This is a genomic window from Mesorhizobium sp. GW821-FHT04C10, assembly GCF_059420305.1.
This window is the reverse complement of sequence record NZ_JBWKTL010000002.1, coordinates 64451-86391: the sequence shown is the minus strand read 5'-3', so window position 1 is coordinate 86391 and position 21941 is coordinate 64451. Positions and strand designations below refer to the sequence as shown.

Annotated in this window: 18 protein-coding genes; 7 read left to right on the top strand and 11 right to left on the bottom strand. The window is 63.6% G+C overall.

The window, feature by feature from the left end:
* The first annotated feature begins 27 nt into the window (after window positions 1–27).
* Window positions 28–1131 carry a mandelate racemase/muconate lactonizing enzyme family protein gene (locus AC07UC_RS33955; RefSeq protein ID WP_494909114.1) on the top strand — a complete coding sequence of 368 codons (1104 nt, stop codon included), beginning with the start codon at window positions 28–30 and terminating at the stop codon, window positions 1129–1131.
* 201 nt (window positions 1132–1332) lie between these two features.
* Here the strand turns inward: AC07UC_RS33955 and AC07UC_RS33950 are convergent, their stop codons facing one another.
* Both AC07UC_RS33950 and AC07UC_RS33945 read right to left on the bottom strand, forming a co-directional pair.
* Window positions 1333–1608: a hypothetical protein gene (locus AC07UC_RS33950; protein WP_494909491.1), complete on the bottom strand. Its 276-nt coding sequence runs from the start codon at window positions 1606–1608 to the stop codon at window positions 1333–1335.
* Between the two features lie 292 nt (window positions 1609–1900).
* Window positions 1901–3658: an extracellular solute-binding protein gene (locus AC07UC_RS33945; protein ID WP_494909113.1), complete on the bottom strand. Its 1758-nt coding sequence runs from the start codon at window positions 3656–3658 to the stop codon at window positions 1901–1903.
* Window positions 3659–3778: 120 nt separating this feature from the next.
* On the opposite strand from AC07UC_RS33945, the gene AC07UC_RS33940 reads away from it, so the two are divergent.
* Entirely contained in the window at window positions 3779–5383 is a 1605-nt protein-coding gene (locus tag AC07UC_RS33940; protein ID WP_494909112.1) for a GMC family oxidoreductase, read from the top strand.
* A 14-nt stretch (window positions 5384–5397) separates the two neighbouring features.
* Here the strand turns inward: AC07UC_RS33940 and AC07UC_RS33935 are convergent, their stop codons facing one another.
* Window positions 5398–6435, bottom strand: coding sequence for a zinc-dependent alcohol dehydrogenase (locus tag AC07UC_RS33935; protein WP_494909111.1), 1038 nt, complete (start codon window positions 6433–6435; stop codon window positions 5398–5400).
* Window positions 6436–6601: 166 nt separating this feature from the next.
* On the opposite strand from AC07UC_RS33935, the gene iolG reads away from it, so the two are divergent.
* Together iolG and AC07UC_RS33925 are read left to right on the top strand one after the other, a co-directional pair.
* Entirely contained in the window at window positions 6602–7615 is a 1014-nt protein-coding gene (gene iolG / locus AC07UC_RS33930) for an inositol 2-dehydrogenase (RefSeq protein ID WP_494909110.1), read from the top strand.
* Window positions 7612–8742: a Gfo/Idh/MocA family protein gene (locus tag AC07UC_RS33925; RefSeq protein ID WP_494909109.1), complete on the top strand. Its 1131-nt coding sequence runs from the start codon at window positions 7612–7614 to the stop codon at window positions 8740–8742. The genes iolG and AC07UC_RS33925 overlap by 4 nt, the downstream gene beginning before the upstream one ends.
* 114 nt (window positions 8743–8856) lie before the next feature.
* On the opposite strand, the gene AC07UC_RS33920 is transcribed toward AC07UC_RS33925, so the two are convergent.
* Complete coding sequence (locus AC07UC_RS33920) at window positions 8857–9846, bottom strand: sugar ABC transporter substrate-binding protein (RefSeq protein ID WP_494909108.1); 990 nt, start codon at window positions 9844–9846, stop codon at window positions 8857–8859.
* A 332-nt stretch (window positions 9847–10178) separates the two neighbouring features.
* Here AC07UC_RS33920 and AC07UC_RS33915 point away from each other — a divergent pair, with 332 nt between their 5' ends.
* From AC07UC_RS33915 to AC07UC_RS33905, 3 genes are read left to right on the top strand one after another with little or no spacing between them, the layout of a single operon-like run.
* On the top strand, window positions 10179–11132 hold the full coding sequence (locus AC07UC_RS33915) for an ABC transporter permease (RefSeq protein WP_494909107.1): 954 nt from the start codon (window positions 10179–10181) through the stop codon (window positions 11130–11132).
* Complete coding sequence (locus AC07UC_RS33910) at window positions 11129–12115, top strand: ABC transporter permease (RefSeq protein ID WP_494909106.1); 987 nt, start codon at window positions 11129–11131, stop codon at window positions 12113–12115. The genes AC07UC_RS33915 and AC07UC_RS33910 overlap by 4 nt, the downstream gene beginning before the upstream one ends.
* A 1-nt stretch (window position 12116) precedes the next feature.
* Window positions 12117–13655 (top strand): sugar ABC transporter ATP-binding protein, encoded by a 1539-nt coding sequence (locus AC07UC_RS33905; RefSeq protein WP_494909477.1) that lies wholly within the window; start codon window positions 12117–12119, stop codon window positions 13653–13655.
* Window positions 13656–13804: 149 nt separating this feature from the next.
* On the opposite strand, the gene lpdA is transcribed toward AC07UC_RS33905, so the two are convergent.
* From lpdA to AC07UC_RS33870, 7 genes are read right to left on the bottom strand one after another with little or no spacing between them, the layout of a single operon-like run.
* The gene (lpdA, locus tag AC07UC_RS33900) at window positions 13805–15202 is read right to left on the bottom strand and encodes a dihydrolipoyl dehydrogenase (protein ID WP_494909105.1); all 1398 of its coding nucleotides are present in this window, start codon (window positions 15200–15202) and stop codon (window positions 13805–13807) included.
* 7 nt (window positions 15203–15209) lie between these two features.
* On the bottom strand, window positions 15210–16097 hold the full coding sequence (locus AC07UC_RS33895) for a 2-oxo acid dehydrogenase subunit E2 (protein ID WP_494909104.1): 888 nt from the start codon (window positions 16095–16097) through the stop codon (window positions 15210–15212).
* Between the two features lie 5 nt (window positions 16098–16102).
* Window positions 16103–17545, bottom strand: a complete 1443-nt coding sequence (locus AC07UC_RS33890) for an NAD-dependent succinate-semialdehyde dehydrogenase (RefSeq protein WP_494909103.1) — start codon at window positions 17543–17545, stop codon at window positions 16103–16105.
* A 12-nt stretch (window positions 17546–17557) separates the two neighbouring features.
* Window positions 17558–18565: a biotin/lipoyl-containing protein gene (locus AC07UC_RS33885; RefSeq protein ID WP_494909102.1), complete on the bottom strand. Its 1008-nt coding sequence runs from the start codon at window positions 18563–18565 to the stop codon at window positions 17558–17560.
* Window positions 18555–19550 carry an alpha-ketoacid dehydrogenase subunit beta gene (locus AC07UC_RS33880; RefSeq protein ID WP_494909101.1) on the bottom strand — a complete coding sequence of 332 codons (996 nt, stop codon included), beginning with the start codon at window positions 19548–19550 and terminating at the stop codon, window positions 18555–18557. The genes AC07UC_RS33885 and AC07UC_RS33880 overlap by 11 nt, the downstream gene beginning before the upstream one ends.
* 10 nt (window positions 19551–19560) lie before the next feature.
* Complete coding sequence (locus tag AC07UC_RS33875; RefSeq protein WP_494909100.1) at window positions 19561–20550, bottom strand: thiamine pyrophosphate-dependent dehydrogenase E1 component subunit alpha; 990 nt, start codon at window positions 20548–20550, stop codon at window positions 19561–19563.
* Window positions 20551–20579: 29 nt separating this feature from the next.
* On the bottom strand, window positions 20580–21884 hold the full coding sequence (locus AC07UC_RS33870) for a M24 family metallopeptidase (protein WP_494909099.1): 1305 nt from the start codon (window positions 21882–21884) through the stop codon (window positions 20580–20582).
* Window positions 21885–21941 lie beyond the last annotated feature (57 nt).

The following is a 21941-nucleotide window of genomic DNA, read 5'->3' as shown; positions in this document are numbered from 1 at the left end:
ACTCGCCGTCATAAGGACTGACTCGACATGAAGATCGCCGCCGTTGAACTCTACGAATATCAGCTCACGTACACCCATGGCACATATGCGATGTCCAAAGGGCGAGCGGCGAGTCAGCAACCGTCCAATCTAGTCCGGGTGATCACTGACAATGGAATCGAAGGATGGGGTGAAGCTGCCATCCTGTCCGGTAACTACCTACCTCTGTTCGCCGGGGGCACCAGGGCGGCACTCCGAGAACTCGCCCCGAACCTGATCGGCCAAGACCCTCGGGCGACACGCCGGATCGAAGCGGTCATGGACGGAATCCTGATGGGCCAGCTGAACGCGAAGAGCGCCTTCGACGTGGCCTGCTGGGACATCTTCGGGAAATCTGTCGATCTGCCCATTGCCGCCCTGCTCGGCGGTGTGCTTAGCGACGACCTGCCGATCTTCGAGGCCATACCGCTCGCCTCCACCGAGGCGAACATCGAGTTCCTCCGCAAGCGAACCGACGCCGGAATAAAGCGTTTCCAGCTAAAGGTCGGCGATGATCCGAAACGCGATGCCGCGCGTGTCCGCGCGATAGTTGAAGTTGCGGATGATGATATCTTTCTCTATGTCGACGCCAACGCAGGCTGGACACTGCTTGAAGCATCAGTCGGCATGCGGGATCTGGAGGATCTGAACCTCTGGTTCGAGCAGCCATGCAGAGAACTCGCCGACTGCGCCCTGCTCCGCAAGATGAGCCCCCTGCCCCTGATAATGGATGAAAGCGTCGTGAACTGCAGCGACCTTCATCAGGCCAAATACGAAGTCGGTGCGGCGGCCATCAACATCAAGATCGGTCGCGTCGGAGGAATCACGCGTGCCGCCAACATGCGGGACACGGCACAGAACCTCGGGCTGCATTTCAATATCGAGGACATTTGGGGCGGCGATGTCTCAGCTGCAGCCGTCTCTCATGTAGCGGCCAGTTCGAGACCGTCACACCTCCTGCAGACTTCGTTCTTCAATGATTGGACCGACGAACATGTCGCTGGTTACCAACCCCGCGTCCGAAGCGGTCGGGGTGCGGCGCCTACCGGTCCCGGTCTTGGCATCACCGTCGATCGGAGCATGATTGGCGATCCAGTCGCCAGCTTCAGCTGACAAAAGCGTCGCCTCGCAGAAGAAGCAAGCGAATGGCAATCCGGCGAATTCCTCTGCCGGAGATGCTCCTCAGAAGAGCCTGTCTGCAGCCAAAGCGTCTCAAGGTTGTCTCTAACCTGTTGCGACACGCGAGCGGTCACGTGGATCCTGTTTGCTTTTGTCGTCGGTCATGTGGGTCTCTTCCGCGCGATGGTTCTCTAATCAGGGACGCTGGTCGACAAACTGTCGCGCACTCGCCGGATTCGAGTTCAGTATAACTTCAACGCGTCGCATCGATAATTCGCTACCTCGAACAGCAGGTCTATAGACCATCTCCTTCAGGGCAACTTCCGGCTGCAGTGTGTAGTTGAGGAAAGCGTAGGCGGCATCGAGGTTCGGTGCACCCTTCACGAGGGACCAGTTATCGACGAAGATTTCCGTCAGGTCCGGAAACACGCATTTCCAGGTATCGGGCGTGGCGGCGTTCAACATGCCCATGCGCAAATCGCCATTGAAGCCCTGCGTCAGGGCAATGTCGCGGAGCAAGAGTATAGTGGCGAACCAGACTGTCTTCGTCGACCGGAATGTCGAGCAATGTCATTCGCTCGTGTTTCTTGAGAAGCGCTCGTCGGGCCACTTTTCCACTCCACGCCAGAACGGCAACGGCCAAGCCTCTCCCCATGTGGCCTATAGCAGGGACAATGCGTATCCACAGCGAACTGTCGGGATTCACTTTTCGTTCGACCTTACGCAAGATTCTGAACAGCTCTTGTCGCGCCCCCAAATAGTCTCAATATCTTCCATTGCTGCGAAAGATCGAATCAACGCGGTTCTGGGCCTGTTGCAGCGAGACCTCGGGCGAGCTTCTTCCGCTTAGGATGTTGAATATCTCTTCGCCCAGGACTTTGGTGATGGCATGAAACTCAGGGATCGGCGGGCGCGGCCAGATGCGCAGCTCGCCTCTCTTTTCCATGGCATCGACCGCGCTGATGATCGGGCTCATCGCGCGCACCTCCGGGTCGGCGCTTGTCGAAAATCGCGGACTGACCAGACTGCCGTTCTGCACATACCATTTCATCAAATCCGGCTGCGTCAGATAGGCGATCAGGCGCCATGCCTTCATCTGCCGCTCTTCGCTCAGATTGGCCGGAATGGACAGACAAAAGCCGCCAACAGGTGACACGCTGCGCCCCCCGGGTCCACGCGGGTGCAGGACAAAGTCCACCTTGCCGAAGCTCGGCGACGATCGGTCCAGTTCGAAGGCCTCCGCCCTAATCGACCATTCGTAGCACATGGCCGCCTGCCCGCGCGCGAATATGCCGATGCGCTTGTCCCAGTTACACTGGAGACTTTGGGGATGGGCAAAGCTGCGCAGCTCGAGCAGGAATTCGATGGTTTCCCGGCCGATCAGCGTATCGATGAGCGGCCGATAGTGGTCAGGCTTCAGGTCCGACAGATCGAAATCCAGCTCACCCCCGATCCGCGGCAAGTTGACGATTGGTTCACCGAAGGCCGCCTTGGTTTGCATGAAGGTATGCGCGACTGGCGTGCCGCGCCCATAGTTCATCACGATGCCAGCGGGTCCGCCGGTCGGCCGGTGCAACGCCCTGGCGGCCGTTATCACATCCTTGGCCGTGCGCGGAGCATCCAGTCCGGCCATCTGGAACAGATCGCTTCGATAGAACAAAAGCTCGTATGTCGGCTGGATGGGAATGCCGAACTGCACGCCCCGGTAGCGCGCTGCATTCCATGCGCCGCCATGGAAATCCGCATAGGAAAAGCCCTCGCGTTCGATGATGTCATCCAAGGGCCGAATTGCGTGCTGGCTGGCGAATTCGCCGATCCATGGCAGGTCGATCGCGATGGCATCGTAGGCGGAGGTCTTGCGCGTCGCGTTGGCAAGGATTTCCTCGCGCAGGTCGTCGAGCGGCAGATTGACGATTTCGAGATCACCACCGCAGAACTCGCGCAGGTTCTTGGTGAACTCGTTGAGCGTCTTGAACGTGGGATCCGAATTGCACAGGATCCGCACGACGCGGTCGTATCCTAGTCCTCGCGCCATTGCGCTCGGAAAGGGCAGGATGCGCGCGGCCATGTAGGATCCACCAAAGAAGAAACCGTCGGCCGATCCATCGCCGGCATTGAACCCGAACGTGCTTGCGATCAGGCCCTTCAGCTCGGCCGCGTATCCTTCCACCTCGCGTATCAGCATCGGCGTAGGATGAATGGAGAAGGACTTTCCGCTCTTGGAACGCGGCCTCTTCATGAGCAGCCCCTCGGTCACCATGCCTTCGATGCGTCGCATCGCCGTTCCATAGGGAACGCCGGATGCCGCCGCGAGAGATGTGATGGTCAGGGGCTTTCCCTGCAGATGGCGCCGGATGGCATAGGCAACGATATTCCAGCGCGCGTCGACGTCGGCGAGCGCCTTCCTGCCGCTGTTCAGCCTCGTCATCTTGTCGAGGTAATCGAGTACGCGCAGAAGCTCTTCTCGTGTCATCGGTCTACCACCCTTCTGCTCCAGCCCATTGCTCCTGCCAGCTTGCATGCCGGTTCCGCTCGTCGGACATCCAGATAAATCCAATTTGGATTTATCGAGCGTTCAGCACCCCTTACCACCATGAAATAGTTCCCCCGCGGTCTCCCATCGACCGCGGGGGAATGCGGCATGGCATACGAAATCGACCCTTCGGCCGAGACTTACGACTATGTGTTGGTTGGAGCCGGATCCGCCGGCTGTGTCGTGGCCGGACGACTCAGCGATGCCGGATACTCCGTGCTGCTTCTCGAGGCCGGGGGCAAAGACAGCAACCCGTGGATTCACATCCCGCTGGGATATGCCCGTCTTTACGCCAATCCGGCCGTCAACTGGTGCTTCATGTCCGAGCCGGAGCCGGGTCTCAATGACCGTCGACTGTTCCAGCCGCGTGGAAAAGTGCTCGGCGGTACAGGTTCGATCAACGGCATGATCTACATGCGCGGCCAGCGGGAGGATTTCGATGCCTGGGCCACCGCCGGCTGCACCGGCTGGAGCTTCAAGGACGTCCTGCCCTACTACATGAGAAGCGAGGACCAGCAACGAGGCGCAAGCGCCTATCACGGCGTCGGCGGTCCGCTCAGCGTTTCAGACGTTTCGGGCTTCGAACTTGGCGACGCCTTCATCGAAGCCGCCGTCAACCTCGGCGCGCCGCGCAACGACGACTTCAACGGCCCCAGCCAGCGCGGCGCAGGCTACGTCCAGGTGACGACCCGCAACGGCCGGCGCTGGTCGACGGCGGCTGGGTATCTGCGCGGTCAGAAAACGCTACGGGTCGTCACAAGGGCGACCGCCTCGCGACTGCGCATCGAGGGCGGCACCGTGACCGGCGTCGAATACACGGTCGGCGGCCAGGCGAAGCTGGCAAGGGCGCGGACCGAGGTCGTGCTCTGCGCCGGCGCCTATGGCTCACCCCAATTGCTGGAGCTTTCCGGCATCGGCGCCGGTCAGAACCTTGGCCGGATCGGCATCGACCCGCGGCACGAGTTGCCCGGCGTAGGCGAGAACCTGCGCGATCATTTCGGAATCGGGCTTGAGTGCCGCTGCACAAAACCGTTGACGGTCAACGACCTCTACAACAACCCGGCAAGGGGTGGCTTTGAGCTCGCCCGCTACTTCTTCCGCCGCTCGGGCCTGATGGCCACCAATGGCAACTACGCCAACGACTTCATCGCCTCGGACCCGTCGTTGGGCAGGCCGGACATGATGGTCACCTTCATGGCGTGGTGCACGGACGAGCAGCTCAAGCCGCGGCCATACCCCGGCTTCACCATCCTGGCCGAGCACATGCGTCCCGATGCCACCGGATCGGTCCACGTGACCTCGCCCGACCCGCGCGTTCAACCGGCCATCCGCTTCAACTTCCTGGCCAGCGAGGCCGATCGCAAGGCGGCCGTCGCGGGCCTCAGGCACGCCAGGCGCCTTTCGAGGACGCAGCCGATGGCCGCCTATGTGGCAAGCGAGATCACACCGGGCAGCGACAGGGAGAGCGACCAGGAGTTGCTGGACTACTGCCGCTCCAACGGGCTCTCCCTGCTGCATCCGGTCGGCAGTTGCCGCATGGGCACGGATAATGGTGCGGTGGTGGACCCGCGGCTTCGCCTTCGCGGCCTGGGCGGATTGCGGATCGCCGACGCGTCCGTGATACCCGGGCATATCACCGCCAATACGCATGCGCCGACGGTGATGATCGGCGAGAAGGCGGCGGACATGATAATCGAGGACCGGCGCCGCTAACTCGGCTTGGTCGGCTAATCGTCCGGTAGTTCGATGAGCGTCTTCAGATCGCCGGGTCGGCCACGAAGCGTGTCGAATGCCTGCTGGATTTGTTCAAGCGGGTATATCGCACGGGTGAACGGCTCCAGGTCGAAACGCCCGTGGGCCAAGAGCGTCAGCGCGTCATACATGTCCTCGCCCATGCCGGCCACAGACCCCTTCAGACCATATTCCCTGAGCACGGCGGGAAGGAGCGGCAAGGCGAGCATATCTCTCTCATGCGCGAGGCCGAACATGGCGATCTGGCCACCCGACCGGATAAGATCGAGTGCTGTCGCGTAGAGTTCCTTGAGCCCGACGCTCTCGATGGCCAAGTCTACGCCCCTGCCGCCGGTCATCCGGCGCACCAAGTCGGCAAGCTCATCAGGATCGGACGCGGCCGCATCGGCGCCGGCCAGCAGTGCCAGCGCCGCGCGCTCCGGCGAGCGATCGGCCACGATGATGGGGGCGGCGCCGATCAGCCGCATCATCTGGATATGCAGATTTCCGATCGGCCCTGCGCCGAGGACAAGGACGGAGCGGGCAAAACCCGCGCGCGACTTGCGCGTCGAGCGCACCACACAGGCCACCGGTTCCGTCAGGGCCAGAACGCGCATATCGGTCCCGGACGGTGCTGTGATCGCCAGCCGGCCAGGAACCGCCACATAGCTTGCGAATCCACCCGCCCGGTCGATGCCGATCTGCCGCACGGAGGGACAGCTCATCACCTCGTTGCGGCGGCAAAAATAGCAGTGGCCGCAACCGTGATTGATGTCGACGACCACCTTCTGCCCGATCGTCAGATGGGAAACGCCACTTCCGGCCGAGGCGACGGTGCCGGAAAACTCGTGGCCCGGCGTCAAAGGCAGTCGGTGCGGCATGAACTGCCCGTCGAAGATATGACTGTCGGTGCCGCAGATGCCGCAGTAAGCCACCTTGATCAGCACGTCCTCGGCTCCGACGGCCGGCACTGGCAAACGCTGGATCTCGAACCGGCCTGGCTCCACAAGCACCGCGGCAGTCATCAGCGACATTCTTCATTCTCCTCCGGTCGGTCGAGGAAAGCTAGAGCAGCGGGCGCGGCCTTGCCCGGTCGAAAAAAACCATTCTGGATGAAAGTCCGGTTCGACTGTCCGGACCGGTATGGGAGGATATCCAGCGCGGTGCGACGGCAGCGTGGCGAGTGAAATCGGAGGCAGCATGCTCGGAATTTGTCTGTTCGGCAGCGGACGCATGGGGAATGTCTACGGACCAGCCGTCGCGGCCCATCCCGGAATGCGACTGGTCAGCGTCTTCAACCCGAATGTGGCTTCCGCGCTCAAGGTGACCGAAGCCTATGGCGGCCGCGCCGTGGACGATATCGGGGACGCGCTTGCCGACCCGGCGGTCGACGCCGTTATCGTCGCCACGCCGACGAATACGCATCTCGAATACATCCGTGCCGTGGCCGAATCCGGCAAGCCCATGCTGTGCGAAAAGCCGCTTGATCTGGACAAGGACCGGGTGGAGCAGGCCGTCGGTGTGCTGGACGCCAATCCAGTACCGTTCATGCTGGCATTCAATCGACGCTTCGACCCGACGGTCAGCGCCTTGCGCGATGCGGTTCGCGCGGGGGAGATCGGCAACCTCCACATGCTGACTATCGTCAATCGCGACCCTGTCCCGCCGTCGGTGGCCTATGCCAGCACGTCGGGCGGGTATTTCTGCGACAGCACTATCCACGATCTCGATCTCGCACGCTGGATCCTGGGCGAGGAGCCCGAGGAGGTCTTCACCTCTGCCAGTTGCCTGGTCGATCCCGCACTGGGCGCGATCGGTGACGTCGACACGGCGATGACGGTCATGCGGACGTCGAGCGGAAAGCTCTGCCACGTCAGCAACAGCCGGCGCGCGGTCTACGGTTTCGACCAGCGCATCGAAGCTTTCGGCAGTGACGGAATGTTGCAGACGGAAAACGTCCGCGACATCCAGATCAGGCGCAGTACCGCGCTCTACATGGGAGCGGATACCCGCCCCCGGCATTTCTTCCTCGAACGCTACGCCGAAGCTTTCACAAGGATGATCGATGCGTTCCACGAGATGGTCGTGAAGGGGGCGCGTTCCCCGGTCACCGTCGAGGACGGGCGCAAGGCGCTGGTCCTCGCGCTTGCCTGCGGCGCCTCGATGCTGCAGCGCAGGGCCATCACGACGGGACTGAGCGGATCGATCGGATGATGCCGATGAGAAAGGTCGGGATCGGACTGATCGGCGCAGGCTTCATGGGTCGGTGCCATGCCAACGCCTTCCGTTCGGTCTCGGGACTTTTCGAAGTGCCCTTGGTGCCCGATCTGGTCCTCCTCGCTGATTTGAGCGAAGAGGCGGCAAGGCGATCGGCCGCCACGCTGGGGTTCGCGGACGGCACCGGCGACTGGCGGCGTCTGGTCGGCGACCCGCGTGTGGACATCGTCGCCATCACGGCGCCGAACAAGCTGCACGAGGACATGGCGCTGGCGGCGATCGAGGCCGGCAAGACCATCTACTGCGAAAAGCCGCTCTCCGTGACCACGGCAAGCGCGCGCCGGATGGGCGAGGCCGCCATCAAGGCGGGCGTCGTGACCATGGTCGGGTTCAACTTCCTGCGCAACCCGATGGTCAAGCTGGCGAGAGAGATCATCGCCAGCGGTGAAATCGGCGAGGTCACCGGCTTTCGCGGCATCCACGCAGAGAACTACATGGCCGATCCGGACGCGCCGCATTCGTTTCGCACCGATCCAGCCGGCGGTGGCGCCCTCGCCGACATCGGCAGCCACATCATCTCCATGGCCCGCTACCTGCTTGGCCCGATCGAGCATGTGCTGGCCGAGCAGGCGACCATCGTGCCGACGCGCCCTGCCTCGCATGGGGACACGCGCCGCGTGCCCGTGAGCGTGGACGACCGGACGGTCATGCTGTGCCGCTTCGCCAACGGGATCATCGGCTCCATCGAGGCAAACTGGGCGGCAACGGGCCGCAAAATGCAGCTCGAATTCGAAATCACCGGCAGCAAAGGCGCCATTGCCTTCACGCAGGAGAGGATGAACGAACTGCGTCTGCATACGCCCTCCGCGCGGGGCCGCGACGGGTTCACCCGGATCGAAGCCGGGCCCGAGCATACGCCTTATGGCCGCTTTTGCCCCGCCGCCGGGCATCACCTCGGCTTCAACGACCTGAAGGTGATCGAGGTGGCGGAATTGCTCGACGCCCATGCGGGCTTAGCCACGGCCAGACCCGATTTCCAGGAGGCCCTGGAAGTGCAAAGGGTTGTCGACGCCGCCACCAGGTCCGCCGAGCAGCGGAGCTACGTCGCCATCGACAGCATCTGACTGCCCGATCGAAAAAGGGCCGTCATCCGCGAGGATGACTGCCCTTTCCGTGGTTTGGCGATGTGGGCCGGCGGCGCGCGCCCTCCGAAAGGACGCGCGCCGCGTCTCGGGAGGTTACCAGGTCGGCCGGGGGAACTCGTCGACATTCTTGGCCGTGATCTTGCCGATCTCGATGTCCTGGCTCTTCGGCACTTCGATGCCGTTCACGACCTTGATTGCGGTACGGATTGCAAGTTCGGCGTCATCAATCGGCGACTGCTTGCCGGAACCGGTTTCCCAGCCGGCCTTGATAGCGTCCCAGCCTTCGCCGAAATTGTTGCAGGTGACCAACTTCACGTCGCCGGGTTTCTTGCCGGCGGCCTGAAGGGCGCTGATCACCCCCAATCCCATTCCGTCGTCGAAAGCATAGACGCCGTTGATCTGATCGCCGAACTGCGTCAGGAAGGTCTCCATGGTCTTCTGGGCTTTCTCGCGATTCCAGTCGGCGGGCTGGCTGCCAAGGATTTTGATGTCCTTGTATTTGTCTTGAATGACATCGAGGAAGCAGTTGTTGCGGAGGATGGACACGGTATATCCGGGCGTTCCCTCGACCACCACTATGTTGCCCTTTCCGTCCAGCGCGTCACCGAGCATTTCGGCTGCCTGTCCCGCGAGCGCACAGTCATTGGGGCCCGTATGCGCCTTGATGTAAGGCTGCCCCGCCTCGCCGATCGGCGAGTTCGAGGTGATAACCGGAATGCCGGCGCGGGAGGCCTGGCGGACGGCGGGAATGAGCGCGTTCTGCGAGGTCGGCCAAAGAACGATGGCATCCATCTTTTGCGAGATCATGTCCTGCAGCTGGTTGAATTGCGTGGCAGGGTCGCCCTGCGGGTCCATGACGGTTGCCTTGATGCCGAGCTTGGCCGCGTAGTCTTCAGCCGCCTTCGCATACATCGCCTGATAGGAATTCGATCCGGGATAAAGAACCGTGATCCCGATGCGGGTTTCCGCCAGCGGCTTCTTGAGCGGCCCGCCGAGCCAGTCGGGTGCGTCGCCCGCGAAGGCCGCTGTGGCTATTGCCGAAACCGCGAGTGCGCCAATAATTACGCGCATAAAACTTTTCATGAGTATTCCTCCTCCGTTGTCCGCTGCGGCTCGGACCCTTATGGATCAGGGCTCGACCTTGTTCGGATGCAAGAAGGATCGTTGTGACCCCATCCGCTTACAACATGCCAGTTATCCAAAGTGGATTTTTGTCGGCGCTTGCCGGCATGGACAAAAGTCACGCGCCGAACCTTCCCCGATCGCTTGACGGTTGACGCGGCGAATGAAGCGGCGAAGACAAGAAATCCAGATTGGATATTCTTAGCCTGTCGAAGCACTCTCCTTGCCCTTAGAACGGCGAAAAGGCTCCGGCATGACCGGGCATGGGCGACGGCGTGTGGGAGGCACGATCGATGATCGCAAGCAATACCAGCGATTTCATCAGGCGAAACGGTCTTATCGTCGCGTTCGCCGCAATCCTTGCCGTCGTCGCGCTCAGCGCGCCGACATTCCTGACTTTCGGCAATCTGCTTGGCGTCATGCGCCAGATCGCCATCGTTGGAACCATCGCCGTCGGCGCCACCTTCGTCGTGATTTCCGGCCGCCTCGACCTCTCCGTCGGTTCAGGCCTGACTCTGCTGTCGGTGCTGGTCGTGTCCCAGCACAACCATCTCGGGCCGGCCGGGGCGGTGGCGATCACGCTGGGCTGCGGCCTCCTGATCGGAGCTTGCAACGGCTTCCTGGTTGCCTATCTGCGATTCGATTCCCTCATCGCCACGCTTGCCATGCTCTCGCTGCTGCAAGGCGTCACCTTGTGGTATTCCGGCGGCGCCAACGTAAACGTCGCCGACAGCGCGACATGGTTCTCCTTTTTCGGCAGGGGGAACGTTTTCGGGGTTCCCGCTCCCGTGGTGCTTTTGATCCTTGGGGCCGCGGTCGCCAGCTTCGTCCTGATGCGGACCCGCTTCGGCCGTGCCGTCTTCGCCGTTGGAGGCAACGAGACCGCTTCGATTTTCTCGGGAATCGCCGCCTCCAGGATCGTCTTCATGACCTATCTGATCAGCGGCCTCGCGACGGCCTGTGCCGCCGTCATCATGGGCAGCCGCGTGATGGGTGCGCAAAGCACCATTGGCCAGGGCTATGAGCTGACGGTGCTGGCCGGGATCATCCTGGGCGGCACCTCGCTGCTCGGCGGCTACGGCAGTATCTGGCGTACCCTGGTCGGCGTCGCGATGCTCGGCTTCATCGAGAACGGCCTGATCCTGATGGGCTTTCCCTACTACGTCCAATGGCTGGTGACGTGGGCCATCGTCATCGCCGCGGTATGGATCGATCTGGCCGCCAAGCGTGGAAGGTTCCTAGCATGACCCCATCCCTCGTCCAATCCGCGGTTCATGGCCGAAACGACACGGCACGCACCCTGCTGATGCGCAGCCACATCTGGCTTTTCCTGGCGGCCGCCTGCATCTTCTTCAGCGTCGTATCGCCTTACTTCCTGACCGCCAACAACCTTGCCAACGTGCTGACCCAGAGCGCCTTCATCGGCATCCTCGCGATCGGCATGACGCTCGTCATGATCAACGGCGAGATCGACCTTTCGGTCGGGTCGACCCTGGCGCTCGCCTGCGCCTTGAGTATCGGCCTCCACAATGACGGCATCAGCGCGCCGGCCGCGATCACGGTCGCGTTGCTGGCCGGCACCGTCCTCGGCCTGCTGAACGGCTCCTTGGTCGCGCTTTCGGGCATGCATTCGTTCGTGGTCACGCTCGGCGCGCTGATTGGAATCCGTGGCCTGGTCTTCGTGTATACGGGCGGCAATGCCCTGCTCGTGAACGATTTCGACTACACCGAGATTCCCGAGATCTATGTCGGGCAGATTTCGCTGACGGCGATGATCTTTTTCGCACTGGTGCTGTTCTTCCAGTGGTTCCTGACCGGCACGCGCCATGGGCGCGAAGCTTACGCGGTGGGCGACAATATCGAGGCCGCGAGGGACGCCGGCATACGTGTCAGCCGCCACAAGCTAATCAATTTCACGCTGTGCGGCTTCCTGGCCGCGCTGAGCGGTGTGCTCCTCTCCATGCGGCTGGGTACGGCTGAACCGCAGGCCGGCCGCAGCTGGGAGCTTTGGGCGATCATTGCCGTGGTGCTTGGAGGGACCCGCCTCAAGGGCGGCTATGGCGACATGTGGCGGACGCTTGGCGGCGTGCTGGCGCTGGCCGTGGTCCAGAACGGCCTCAGGCTCCTGAACACGCCGAACTACGTCGAACTGATCGTGATGGGCCTTGTCCTGCTCCTGGCGCTCGGCCTGGATCGCATCATGGTCCTCGGCACGAGAAAGGGTGAATAGCATGGCCGGCGGCGAGACGATCCTTTCGGTCGAGGGGATCTCCAAGAACTTTCCCGGCGTGAGGGCCTTGAGGGACGTATCCTTCGAAGTGCGGGCGGGAGAAGTCCATGCCTTGATGGGCGAGAACGGCGCCGGCAAATCGACGCTGATGAAAGTCCTGGCCGGGCTCTATCGTCCTGACGGCGGCAGGATCGTCCACAAGGGCGAGGCGGTCGACATCCGCACGCCGCTCGAGGCACGAGACCGCGGCATCCTGCTTATCCACCAGGAGCTCTCGCTCTCGCCGGAACTGTCTGTGGCTGAAAATATCTATCTCGGCTCGTGGCCCACAAAGGTGTTCGGCATATTGAACAAGCGCAAGCTCAACAGCGATGCCGACCTGGTGCTCGATGCCCTCGGCTGCGACTTCCGTCCCACAACCAGGGTCGGAACGCTGTCGATCGCGCGCAGGCAGATGGTGGAGATCGCGCGCGCCCAGGCGTTCAATGCCAGCGTCGTCATTTTCGACGAGCCTACGGCCTCGCTTACCGATACGGAAAAGGGGAAACTCTTTTCCATCATCGCCGACCTCAAGGCGCGCAATGTCGGCATCGTCTACATCTCGCACAAGATGAACGAGATCTTCGAGATCACGGACCGCGTGACGGTGCTGCGCGACGGCGTCCTTCAGGGCACGGTCGACACGGCCGACGCCACGGTCGAGACGCTGACACGCATGATGATCGGCCGCACGCTGGACAGCTTCTTCACCCGCGCCAAGCCTAATTTCGGCGCCGAGGTGCTGCGCGTCGAAGGCATGGCGAAAAAGGGCATGTTCGAGAACATCTCGCTCGGCGTTCGCAAGGGCGAGGTGCTCGGCCTCTACGGATTGATCGGCGCGGGCCGCTCGGAAGTGGTGGAAACGTTGTTCGGCGTGCGGCGCGCCGACCAGGGGCGCCTGTTCTGGATGGGCAAGGAGATCCCCTTCCCCACCCCGCGTCAGGCCATCGATCTCGGCCTTTGCCTAGCGCCGGAAAGCCGGAAGGAACAGGGCCTCGTCATCGGCATGGGCGGCCGCGAAAACATCACACTGCCGCATCTCGGCCTGTTCTCGCGGATGGGGATCATGAACCGCGAGCGCGAAACGCAGGTGTTCACGCGCTACCGCGAGACGCTCGAGATCAAGACGACCGGCCCCACCCAGCGCGTGGGCAACCTTTCCGGAGGCAACCAGCAAAAATTCGTGCTGGCGAAGTGGCTCTGCAACAAGCCGAAGCTGCTGATCCTGGACGAACCGACACGCGGCATCGACGTCGGCTCGAAGTCGGTCATTCATGCGCTGATCGCGAAGCTCGCCGAGGAAGGACTGGCCGTCATAGTCATATCCTCCGAAATGCCCGAGGTTCTGGGCGTCAGCCACCGCATCCTGACCATGTCCGAGGGCGCCTTGAACGGTGAATTCACGGGCGATGAGATGACCGAGGAGAATCTCATCGCGACAGTCTCGCGGCATCGCGATATGCCATCCGCGCCCGTGCGCCGGCCGAGAACCGCCGCCTGACCGGTCACGGCAGGCGCTAGGCCGCCGGGTGCAATTCCAGGAAAAGTTCGTAACGGTTTTCCGTCCAGAATTGCGAATGAGCTGAACCGATCCGCAGCCGGACGCTCTCGAATCTGCACGATGCCAGGCGGTCGGCCGCGAAATGGCCCCTACAGGTCGGTCAGGGTGCCCAGCGCCCGCTCGGCGGCGAAGGCTACCGTCTCGGATAGGGTCGGATGCGCGTGCACCGTCAGCGCAAGATCGGTCAGTGTCGCTCCCATCTCCAGAGCCAGCCCGATCTCGGCCAGCAATTCCCCGGCGCCGGGGCCGACGATGGTGGCGCCAAGGATGCGCTCGCTTTCCGGCGCATAGGCGATGACGGTCATGCCGTCGCCGCCGCCGGACGCCAGGTTCCTGCCGCTGGCGGCCCATGGGAAGCGGGCAACCTTGTGGGCGACACCGGCTGCCTTCAGCTGCGCCGTGGTCGGCCCGACCCAGGCCAGTTCGGGATCGGTGTAGGCCACGGAGGGAACGAAGGCGGTGTCGAAGGCGCTTGCGTGGCCGCAGGCCACCTCCGCCGCGACCTTGCCCTGGTGCGTCGCGCGATGCGCCAGCATCGGCCCGCCGGTTATGTCGCCGGCGGCAAGGATGTTGGAGCGGTTCGTGCGGCACAGCGCATCGACAACAACCGTTCCATCAGGCCTTGTCTCGACGCCCGCCTTTTCGGCCGCGATCGCCGCGCCGCTCGCGCGCCGGCCGACGGCCTGGATCACCGCGTCCGCTTCGACAGCGCCCGCGAAACCGCCCTCGCAAGAGAGCAAGATGCTCTTCGCACCGGCTTCGATGCCGACGACCCGCGTGCCGGTGTGGACGATGCAGCTCCTGGCCTCGAGCGACGCGCGGACCAGGGCAGCGGCGTCGGCTTCGGCACCCGGCGCAAGCTGGCCGGCGAGTTCGATCACGGTGACGCTCGCTCCCAGAGCCGAATAGATCGTCGCCATTTCGAGCCCAATGATGCCGCCGCCGACGATTGCCAGGCGGCGTGGCACGAAGCGGAGTTCGAGCGCCGCGGTCGAATCCCATATGCGGCTATCCTGCGGCCAGCCTGGCAGTTGCACGGACGAGGATCCCGTGGCGATGATCGCCTGGCCGAATGTCCAGCGCTCGATCTCGCCGTCCGGGGTCGTGATGGCAAGCTCGTCAGCGCCGGCGAACGCCGCGCGCCCGGTGACGACCCGGACCTTGCGGCGACCGGCGAGTTGGCCGAGCCCGGCGGTGAGCTGCGAAACGATCGCGTCCTTTCGCGCCCGCAACGCGTCTATGTCCGTCTTCGGCGGACCGAACGAGATGCCCCAGGCGCCGATATGGCTCGCTTCGTGAATGACGCGCGCAGCATGCAGCAGGGCTTTGGAGGGAATGCAGCCTTCGTTGAGGCAGACGCCGCCGAGCGTGCTTCTGCCGTCGACCAGAACGACCGATCGCCCGAGGTCGGCGGCACGAAACGCCGCAGCATAACCTCCGGGTCCCGCGCCGATGACGATAAGGTCGGCATGCTGTGTCTCGGTCATTGGCATCTCAGATCATCAGCCGGCGCGGATCGGCCAAAAGGTTGGTGTAACGCACCAGGAAGCGCGCGGCGTCGGCCCCATTGACCACCCTGTGGTCGTAGCTCAGGTCGAGCGGCGTCATCGGCGTCGGCGCGAAGGCCTCGCCATTCCACACCGGCGCGACCTCGGTCCGAGAAATGCCGAGTATTGCCACTTCCGGCGGATTGACGATCGGCGTGAAGCCGATGCCACCGATGCCGCCCAGATTGCTGATCGACATAGACGCACCACCCATCTCGTCAGCGCCGACCTTGCGCTGCTGTGCGCGTGCCGCGAGATCGGCAACGTCGCCAGCAATCCGCCAGAGGCCCTTGCGGTCGACGTCGCGGATGACGGGCACAATCAGGCCGTGCGGCGTGTCGACAGCGATGCCGATATGGACGTAGTCCTTCACAAACAGCGTGCGGCCGTCCGCCGATAGCGAGGCGTTGAAGCGTGGAAAATCCCGCAGCGTCCGGGCCAGTGTCTTTACGTGGAAGGCCAGTGCGGTGAGCTTCACGCCGCGCGTCCGCGCCTCATCCCTGAGCGCCGCGCGCGCCGTCTCGACCGCCGTCATGTCGGCGCGGTCATGATGGGTCACCGCCGGGATGACCTGCTGCGCGGCGGCGAGGTTGAGGGCGGCCATCTGACTGAAGCGGCTCGTCGCCTCCTCGCGAACCGGGCCATATCGCGCGTGGTCGACGTCCCAGTAGCGGCGATGGTCCCCGCCGAGGCCGGCGCGCCTGCCTTCCAGCCTATCATCGATATCGCCCGGGGAAATCACATCCCGGCCCAGCTCGGCTGCAAGAGCCGCGAGGTCGACGCCCGCCTCGCGGGCGCGCTGCCGGGTGGAGGGGCTGGCGACGGTCGCTGTCATCGTGCTCACCAATTGGTCGCTATGTACTGGGTTTCCATGAATTCCAGCATGCCGTCCTTGCCGCCCTCGCGCCCGAGGCCGGATTGCTTGACGCCGCCGAAAGGCGCGGCCGGGTCGGAAACGAGGCCGCGATTGAGACCGACCATGCCGAACTCCAGCCGCTCAGACACGCTCAGCCCATGCCGCATGTCCCGGGTGAAGACATAGGCGACAAGGCCGTATTCGGTGTCGTTGGCGCGGGCGACCACGTCGTCGTCGTCGCCAAAGGTCTGGATAGCCGCCACCGGGCCGAAGATCTCGTCGCGCATACAGGCCGCATCACCCGGCACGTTGAACAGCACGGTTGGCGGATAGAAGAATCCAGGCCCATCGGGCACCGTTCCGCCCAGCCGAAGCTCCGCGCCACGCGCCTGCGCATCCTTGACGAAGGCCGCGACCTTGTCGCGGGTGTCCGCGTTGACCAGCGCGCCGACGTCGACACCTGGCGCCAGTCCATTGCCCATCTTGAGCGCGGCCATCCGGGCCGTGAAACGTCGGGTAAACTCCTCGGCGATCCGCTCGTGCACATAGAAGCGGTTAGCTGCCGTGCAGGCTTCGCCCAGATTGCGCATCTTGGCGACCATCGCTCCTTCGACCGCGACATCGATGTCGGCGTCTTCGAAGACGATGAGGGGTGCATTGCCGCCCAGTTCCATCGCCGGCTTGATGACCTGGTCGGCCGCCGCATGAAGCAACTTGCGGCCGACGCCTGTCGAGCCGGTGAAGGAAACCACGCGCACACGGGGATCGTGCAGCATGGTGTCGACAACCGCGCCCGATCTGCGGCTGGGCAACACATTGACAACGCCCGGCGGCACTCCGGCCTCCTCGAGCAGCGGCATCAGCGCCAGCATGGTGAGCGGCGTCTCCGACGCCGGCTTGATGACGACCGTGCAGCCGGCGGCCAGTGCCGGCGCGATCTTGCGCGTGCCCATGGCCGCCGGATAGTTCCAAGGCGTCACCAGGATCGCGACGCCTGCGGGCTTCTGATGCACGAGAATGCGCGCACCCGATGCTGGAGCATGCCCGAGATGGCCCTCGGCGCGCACCGCCTCTTCCGAGAACCAGCGGAAGAATTCGGCCGCGTAGCCCGCCTCGCCCATTGCGTCGGCATGGGCCTTGCCGTTTTCGAGCGTGATGAGGCGGGCGAACTCGTCCAGCCTTGCACTCATCAGATCGAAGCAGCGGCGCAGGATCTCGGCCCGTTCGCGCGGACGCCGCGCTGCCCAGGCGGGGAAGGCGGACGCCGCGGCATCGACCGCCGCACCGGCATCCGCTTCCGTGCCGGAAGCGACCAAGGCCAGAACCGTCTCGTCGGCGGGATTGACGACGCCGAAGCGTTCGCCGGCCGAGGCGGGAAGCCATTGGCCGCCGATGTAGAGATCGACAGGTCCGTCGTAGGACGACATTGAGATTTCTCCTTAAAGAAGCTGGCGTAGTGGATCGGCGAGCCGCGCGGCAAAGCCGGTGACCAGCGCCGTCCCGGCGGCAGGGGTCAGCCGCGACGCGTCAAAGACCAGATGCAGGTTCATCTGGTTGGCGTCGCCGGTGAGCGTCAGCACGGGCGCCGTCTCGCCGGCGAGCCGCGTCGAAACAAGGCAGGTGCCGGTGAGGTCGCGCAAGGCCAGGCTGATCTCGCCTTCCTCCGGCGAGGCCTCGAGGCGCGACAACGGCCCTCGGTCCGGGTCGTGGAAATGCAGGCTGGCGGAGCCCTGTTCGACCCGTATGGATATCTGGCCGTGATCGTCGGACACGGCCCTCAGGCTCGATGCGGCGAAGGCGGCCCACAAGGCCGCTCGTCCTGCCTTGCCGCCCTCCTCGCCGAGCAGCCGAAGCATCCCGGCAAGGCCAGCCGGTTCGATCCTGGCCTCGATCTCCGAGAGCATTGCCGGAGCGGCGATCGCCTGAACCGGCAGCAGCGCGTCGAGATCGGCGGCGTGGAAAGGTTGCCGCATGCCGTGCGCGACCAGCCGGCCGAGATCAAGGCCGCGCTCGGCGGCAAGGCGCTTGGCCTTGGGCGAAGCGAGGATCCTGCCGTCGCCGCCAGTTGTCGGGGGCACCGGCTTTTCGGGCACGATCCTGGCAGGGACCGCGACCTGCGCGATAGGCGCCACCGACCTCTTGGGCACTATCGGCTGCGGAGCAGGTGGCGATGGCACGACCTCGGCCGGCGCGGCGGCAAGGTCGGGCTTTTCGCTGGATATGACGGCGATTGTGGAGCCGACCGGAACATCATCGCCGGCGCCAGCCATCAGCGCGGCGATATAGCCGTCATGCCCGGCCTCGACTTCCATCGTCGACTTGTCCGTCTCGACATCGAGCAGGATGTCGGACGCCTTCACCGCGTCCCCAGGCGCCTTGTGCCAGGCGACGATCAGGCCGGTCTTCTGCGCCATGCCCAGCGCCGGCATGATGATCTCACGCCGCATGGAAAAGCTCTCCACGCACCGTGAGGCGCGCACGCTCGGCAACCGATTCCGGCGTGGGGACGGTCATGTCCTCCAGCACTGGCGAGAACGGGACCGGAACGTCCATCGCCCCGATCCGCTGGACCGGTGCATCGAGATGGTAGAATGCGCCTTCCGCGATGCGGCTGGCGATCTCGGCCGTGACGCCAAAACTCTGATGGCCTTCATCGACGACCATGGCACGCCCGGTCCGGCGGACGGAGGCGAGGATCGTCTCCATGTCGAGCGGAACGATGGTGCGCGGGTCGATGATCTCGGCTGACGTGCCGTCACGTTCGAGGAGGATGGCCGCTTTCTTCGCGACCTGGACCATCGAAGACGTGGCGACAATGGTGATGTCGCGCCCCTGGTGCAGCACCTCCGCCTTGCCGAACGGAATCAGATATTCCTCTTCGGGTACCGGTGCCTTCTCCTGATACATCAGCTTGTCTTCGAAGATGACCACCGGATTGTCGTCGCGGATCGCCGTCTTCAGCAGGCCCTTGGCCTCGTAGGCGGAGGACGGCAGTGCCACCTTCAGGCCAGGTATGTGCGCGACAAGGGCATGCAGCGACTGGCTGTGCTGCGCTGCGGAGCGCCGCGTCGCGCCCAGATTGGTGCGCAGCACGAGTGGTACCTTGAGCTTGCCGCCGGACATGTAATGGGCCTTTGCGGCCTGGTTGCAAAGCTGGTCCATGACCAGGAAAAGAAAATCGCCGAACATCAGGTCGACGATCGGCCGCGATCCGGTCATCGCCGCGCCAACCGCCAGGCCCATGAAGCCGGGCTCCGAAATCGGCGTATCGATGATCCGATCGGTGCCAAACTCCTCGACAAGGCCCGACAGGACCTTGAACGGCGTTCCCGCCTCCGCGACATCCTCGCCGATGAGAAAGATCGACGGATCGCGGCGCATTTCCTCCGCGATGGCCTCGTTGACGGCCTTGGAAAGTGTGATCTCGCGCATATCGGTCTCCTCAGGCAACGATCATGTCGGTGAAGACATGGCGTCCTACCTGCGACGGATCGGGGAATGGCGCCGCCAGCGCATAGGCGACCGCGGCATCGGCCTCGGCACGCACCTCGGCATCGACCGAAGCCAGTTCATCCGGCGTTGCAAGCCCTTCGGTGGCCAGCCATCGACCGAAATTGACGATCGGATCGCGATCTGTCTTCCACAGTGCTTCCTCGTCCTTCGAGCGATAGTACTCGCGGTTGATGTCACCGACGTGGTGGCCGTGGTAGCGGTAGGTATCAAGTTGGATGAAGAAGGGCCCCTCGCCCTTGCGGCAGCGCGCGACCAGTCGCTCCGCGATCTTGTTTACCGCCAGCACGTCCTGGCCGTCCACCTTGAAGGCTTCGATGCCGAAGGCCTCGGCGCGGGCGAGAAGCGAGCCCGCCGCGATCTCCTCCGTCTTGGTGTACTCGCTATAACCGTTGTTTTCGCATGCGTAGATGACCGGCAGCTTCCAGAGCGCGGCCATGTTCATGACCTCATAGAGAAGACCCTGCGCCGTCGCGCCGTCACCGAAGAAGCATACAGCCACGTCCTTACGGCCGAGCCGCTTGGCCGAGAGGGCCGCGCCGGTGGCGATGCCCATCGAGCCACCGACGATGGCGTTGGCACCGAGATTGCCGTTGGACTGGTCGGCGATGTGCATCGAGCCGCCCTTGCCGCCGCAATAACCCTCGGCCCGGCCCAGAAGCTCGCAGAACATTTCCTTGAATTCGGCGCCCTTGGCCACACAGTGGCCGTGGCCGCGATGTGTCGACGTGATCTTGTCGTCGCGCGTCAGCACCTCGCAGATGCCGACCGCGACGGCTTCCTGCCCGGAATACATATGCGTAAGGCCGGGCATCTTGGCTGACAGGTAAAGCTGATTGGCATTGTCTTCGAACACGCGAATGCGCACCATCTGCCGGTACATGCGCAGGTAGGCGTCCGCGTTGGTTTTTCTGGCATTCATCCGTTCGGGTCCTCGCGTCAATTGCCGTCTCAGTACCGATTGGCGATCGGCAGGGTTTCGGCAGGGAACAGGCTGATGACCTCGCAGCCTTTGTCGGTAACAACCACCTCTTCCTCGATGCGGGCAGCCGAATAGCCGTCCGCCGCGGGGCAGTAGGTTTCGAGCGCAAAGACCATGCCGGTCTCGATTTCCATCGGGTGATCGAGGCTGACGGCACGGCTGATGATCGGCCGTTCGTGGAGCGCCAGACCCAGCCCGTGTCCGAACTGGAGCCCGAAGGCAGCCAGTTCATTGGGGAAGCCAAGGCTCTCGGCGGTCGGCCAGACCTTGGCGACGACGTCGGTGGTGACACCCGGCTTGATCAGCGCGATGGCCGCGTCGAGCCATTCGCGAGCCTTCACATAGGCATCGTTCTGTACCGGCGTCGCCCGGCCGATGTTGAACGTGCGATAATAGCAGGTGCGGTATCCCTGATAGCTCTGCAAGATATCGAAGAAGGCCTGATCGCCCGGGCGGAAATAGCGGTCGGTGAAATTGTGCGGGTGCGGATTGCAGCGCTCACCAGAGATGGCATTGATGGCCTCGACGTCGTCCGAGCCCATTTCGTAGAGCATCTTGTTGGCCATCGCGACAATGTCGTTCTCGCGCACACCAGGCTTCAGTTCCTCCCAGATCATGTGGTAGACGCCGTCGACCATGCTCGCCGCCTGGTTGAGGAGATGAATCTCGTCGACGTTCTTGATCTCGCGGGCGGACAGCATGATCTGCTGGCCGTCGACGACCTTGAGACCGGCTTCCTGAAGGGCGAAGAACATCGCGGTCTCGGCGTAGTCGAGACCGACGGGCATGTCGGCGACACCAGCCATCTTCAACAGGCTGAAAATCTCTTCGGCGTAGTGCTTCATCAGGCCGAATGACGGTGGGATCGTACCGCGCATGCCCACGACGCCGGCGCGGCAGCGCTCAGGATCGAGCCAGTTGCAATACTCTTTGTGGTGAACGGCAGCCGAACCGAAATCCCAGACATAGGGCTCCTCGTCGCCGGCAAGAAGCGCGAAGCGGCACATCTTGTCGCGCTCCCATTCACCGATCTTTGTGCCGCTGACATATCGAATGTTGTTGACGTCAAAGAGCAGCAGCGCACCGCAACCGGACTTCTTGAGGGCCGCCTTGGCGCGGCTTAGCCGGTAGCGCCGCAGCCGATCGTGGTCGACCCGACGTTCGAAATCCACGGCGGTATGGCCCAGGGCCGGAAGATGCCTGTCCCAGCGCCAATTGGGATCGATGTCGCCAGGCTGCAGGATGCGCGGATTGAGGGCGTTGTTCGTCTTCATGGAAATTCCTCCGTGCGGCGCGCGGCAGCGCCTCCGCCTGTTACCGTTGGATCGATG

What these genes read in the sequence shown, in the direction of transcription:
- AC07UC_RS33955 (WP_494909114.1), top strand. Translation starts at nt 28, where the DNA reads ATGAAGATCGCCGCCGTTGAACTCTACGAATATCAGCTCACGTACACC.
- AC07UC_RS33950 (WP_494909491.1), bottom strand. Translation starts at nt 1,608, where the DNA reads ATGGGCATGTTGAACGCCGCCACGCCCGATACCTGGAAATGCGTGTTT.
- AC07UC_RS33945 (WP_494909113.1), bottom strand. Translation starts at nt 3,658, where the DNA reads ATGCAAGCTGGCAGGAGCAATGGGCTGGAGCAGAAGGGTGGTAGACCG.
- AC07UC_RS33940 (WP_494909112.1), top strand. Translation starts at nt 3,779, where the DNA reads ATGGCATACGAAATCGACCCTTCGGCCGAGACTTACGACTATGTGTTG.
- AC07UC_RS33935 (WP_494909111.1), bottom strand. Translation starts at nt 6,435, where the DNA reads ATGTCGCTGATGACTGCCGCGGTGCTTGTGGAGCCAGGCCGGTTCGAG.
- iolG (WP_494909110.1), top strand. Translation starts at nt 6,602, where the DNA reads ATGCTCGGAATTTGTCTGTTCGGCAGCGGACGCATGGGGAATGTCTAC.
- AC07UC_RS33925 (WP_494909109.1), top strand. Translation starts at nt 7,612, where the DNA reads ATGATGCCGATGAGAAAGGTCGGGATCGGACTGATCGGCGCAGGCTTC.
- AC07UC_RS33920 (WP_494909108.1), bottom strand. Translation starts at nt 9,846, where the DNA reads ATGAAAAGTTTTATGCGCGTAATTATTGGCGCACTCGCGGTTTCGGCA.
- AC07UC_RS33915 (WP_494909107.1), top strand. Translation starts at nt 10,179, where the DNA reads ATGATCGCAAGCAATACCAGCGATTTCATCAGGCGAAACGGTCTTATC.
- AC07UC_RS33910 (WP_494909106.1), top strand. Translation starts at nt 11,129, where the DNA reads ATGACCCCATCCCTCGTCCAATCCGCGGTTCATGGCCGAAACGACACG.
- AC07UC_RS33905 (WP_494909477.1), top strand. Translation starts at nt 12,117, where the DNA reads ATGGCCGGCGGCGAGACGATCCTTTCGGTCGAGGGGATCTCCAAGAAC.
- lpdA (WP_494909105.1), bottom strand. Translation starts at nt 15,202, where the DNA reads ATGACCGAGACACAGCATGCCGACCTTATCGTCATCGGCGCGGGACCC.
- AC07UC_RS33895 (WP_494909104.1), bottom strand. Translation starts at nt 16,097, where the DNA reads ATGACAGCGACCGTCGCCAGCCCCTCCACCCGGCAGCGCGCCCGCGAG.
- AC07UC_RS33890 (WP_494909103.1), bottom strand. Translation starts at nt 17,545, where the DNA reads ATGTCGTCCTACGACGGACCTGTCGATCTCTACATCGGCGGCCAATGG.
- AC07UC_RS33885 (WP_494909102.1), bottom strand. Translation starts at nt 18,565, where the DNA reads ATGCGGCGTGAGATCATCATGCCGGCGCTGGGCATGGCGCAGAAGACC.
- AC07UC_RS33880 (WP_494909101.1), bottom strand. Translation starts at nt 19,550, where the DNA reads ATGCGCGAGATCACACTTTCCAAGGCCGTCAACGAGGCCATCGCGGAG.
- AC07UC_RS33875 (WP_494909100.1), bottom strand. Translation starts at nt 20,550, where the DNA reads ATGAATGCCAGAAAAACCAACGCGGACGCCTACCTGCGCATGTACCGG.
- AC07UC_RS33870 (WP_494909099.1), bottom strand. Translation starts at nt 21,884, where the DNA reads ATGAAGACGAACAACGCCCTCAATCCGCGCATCCTGCAGCCTGGCGAC.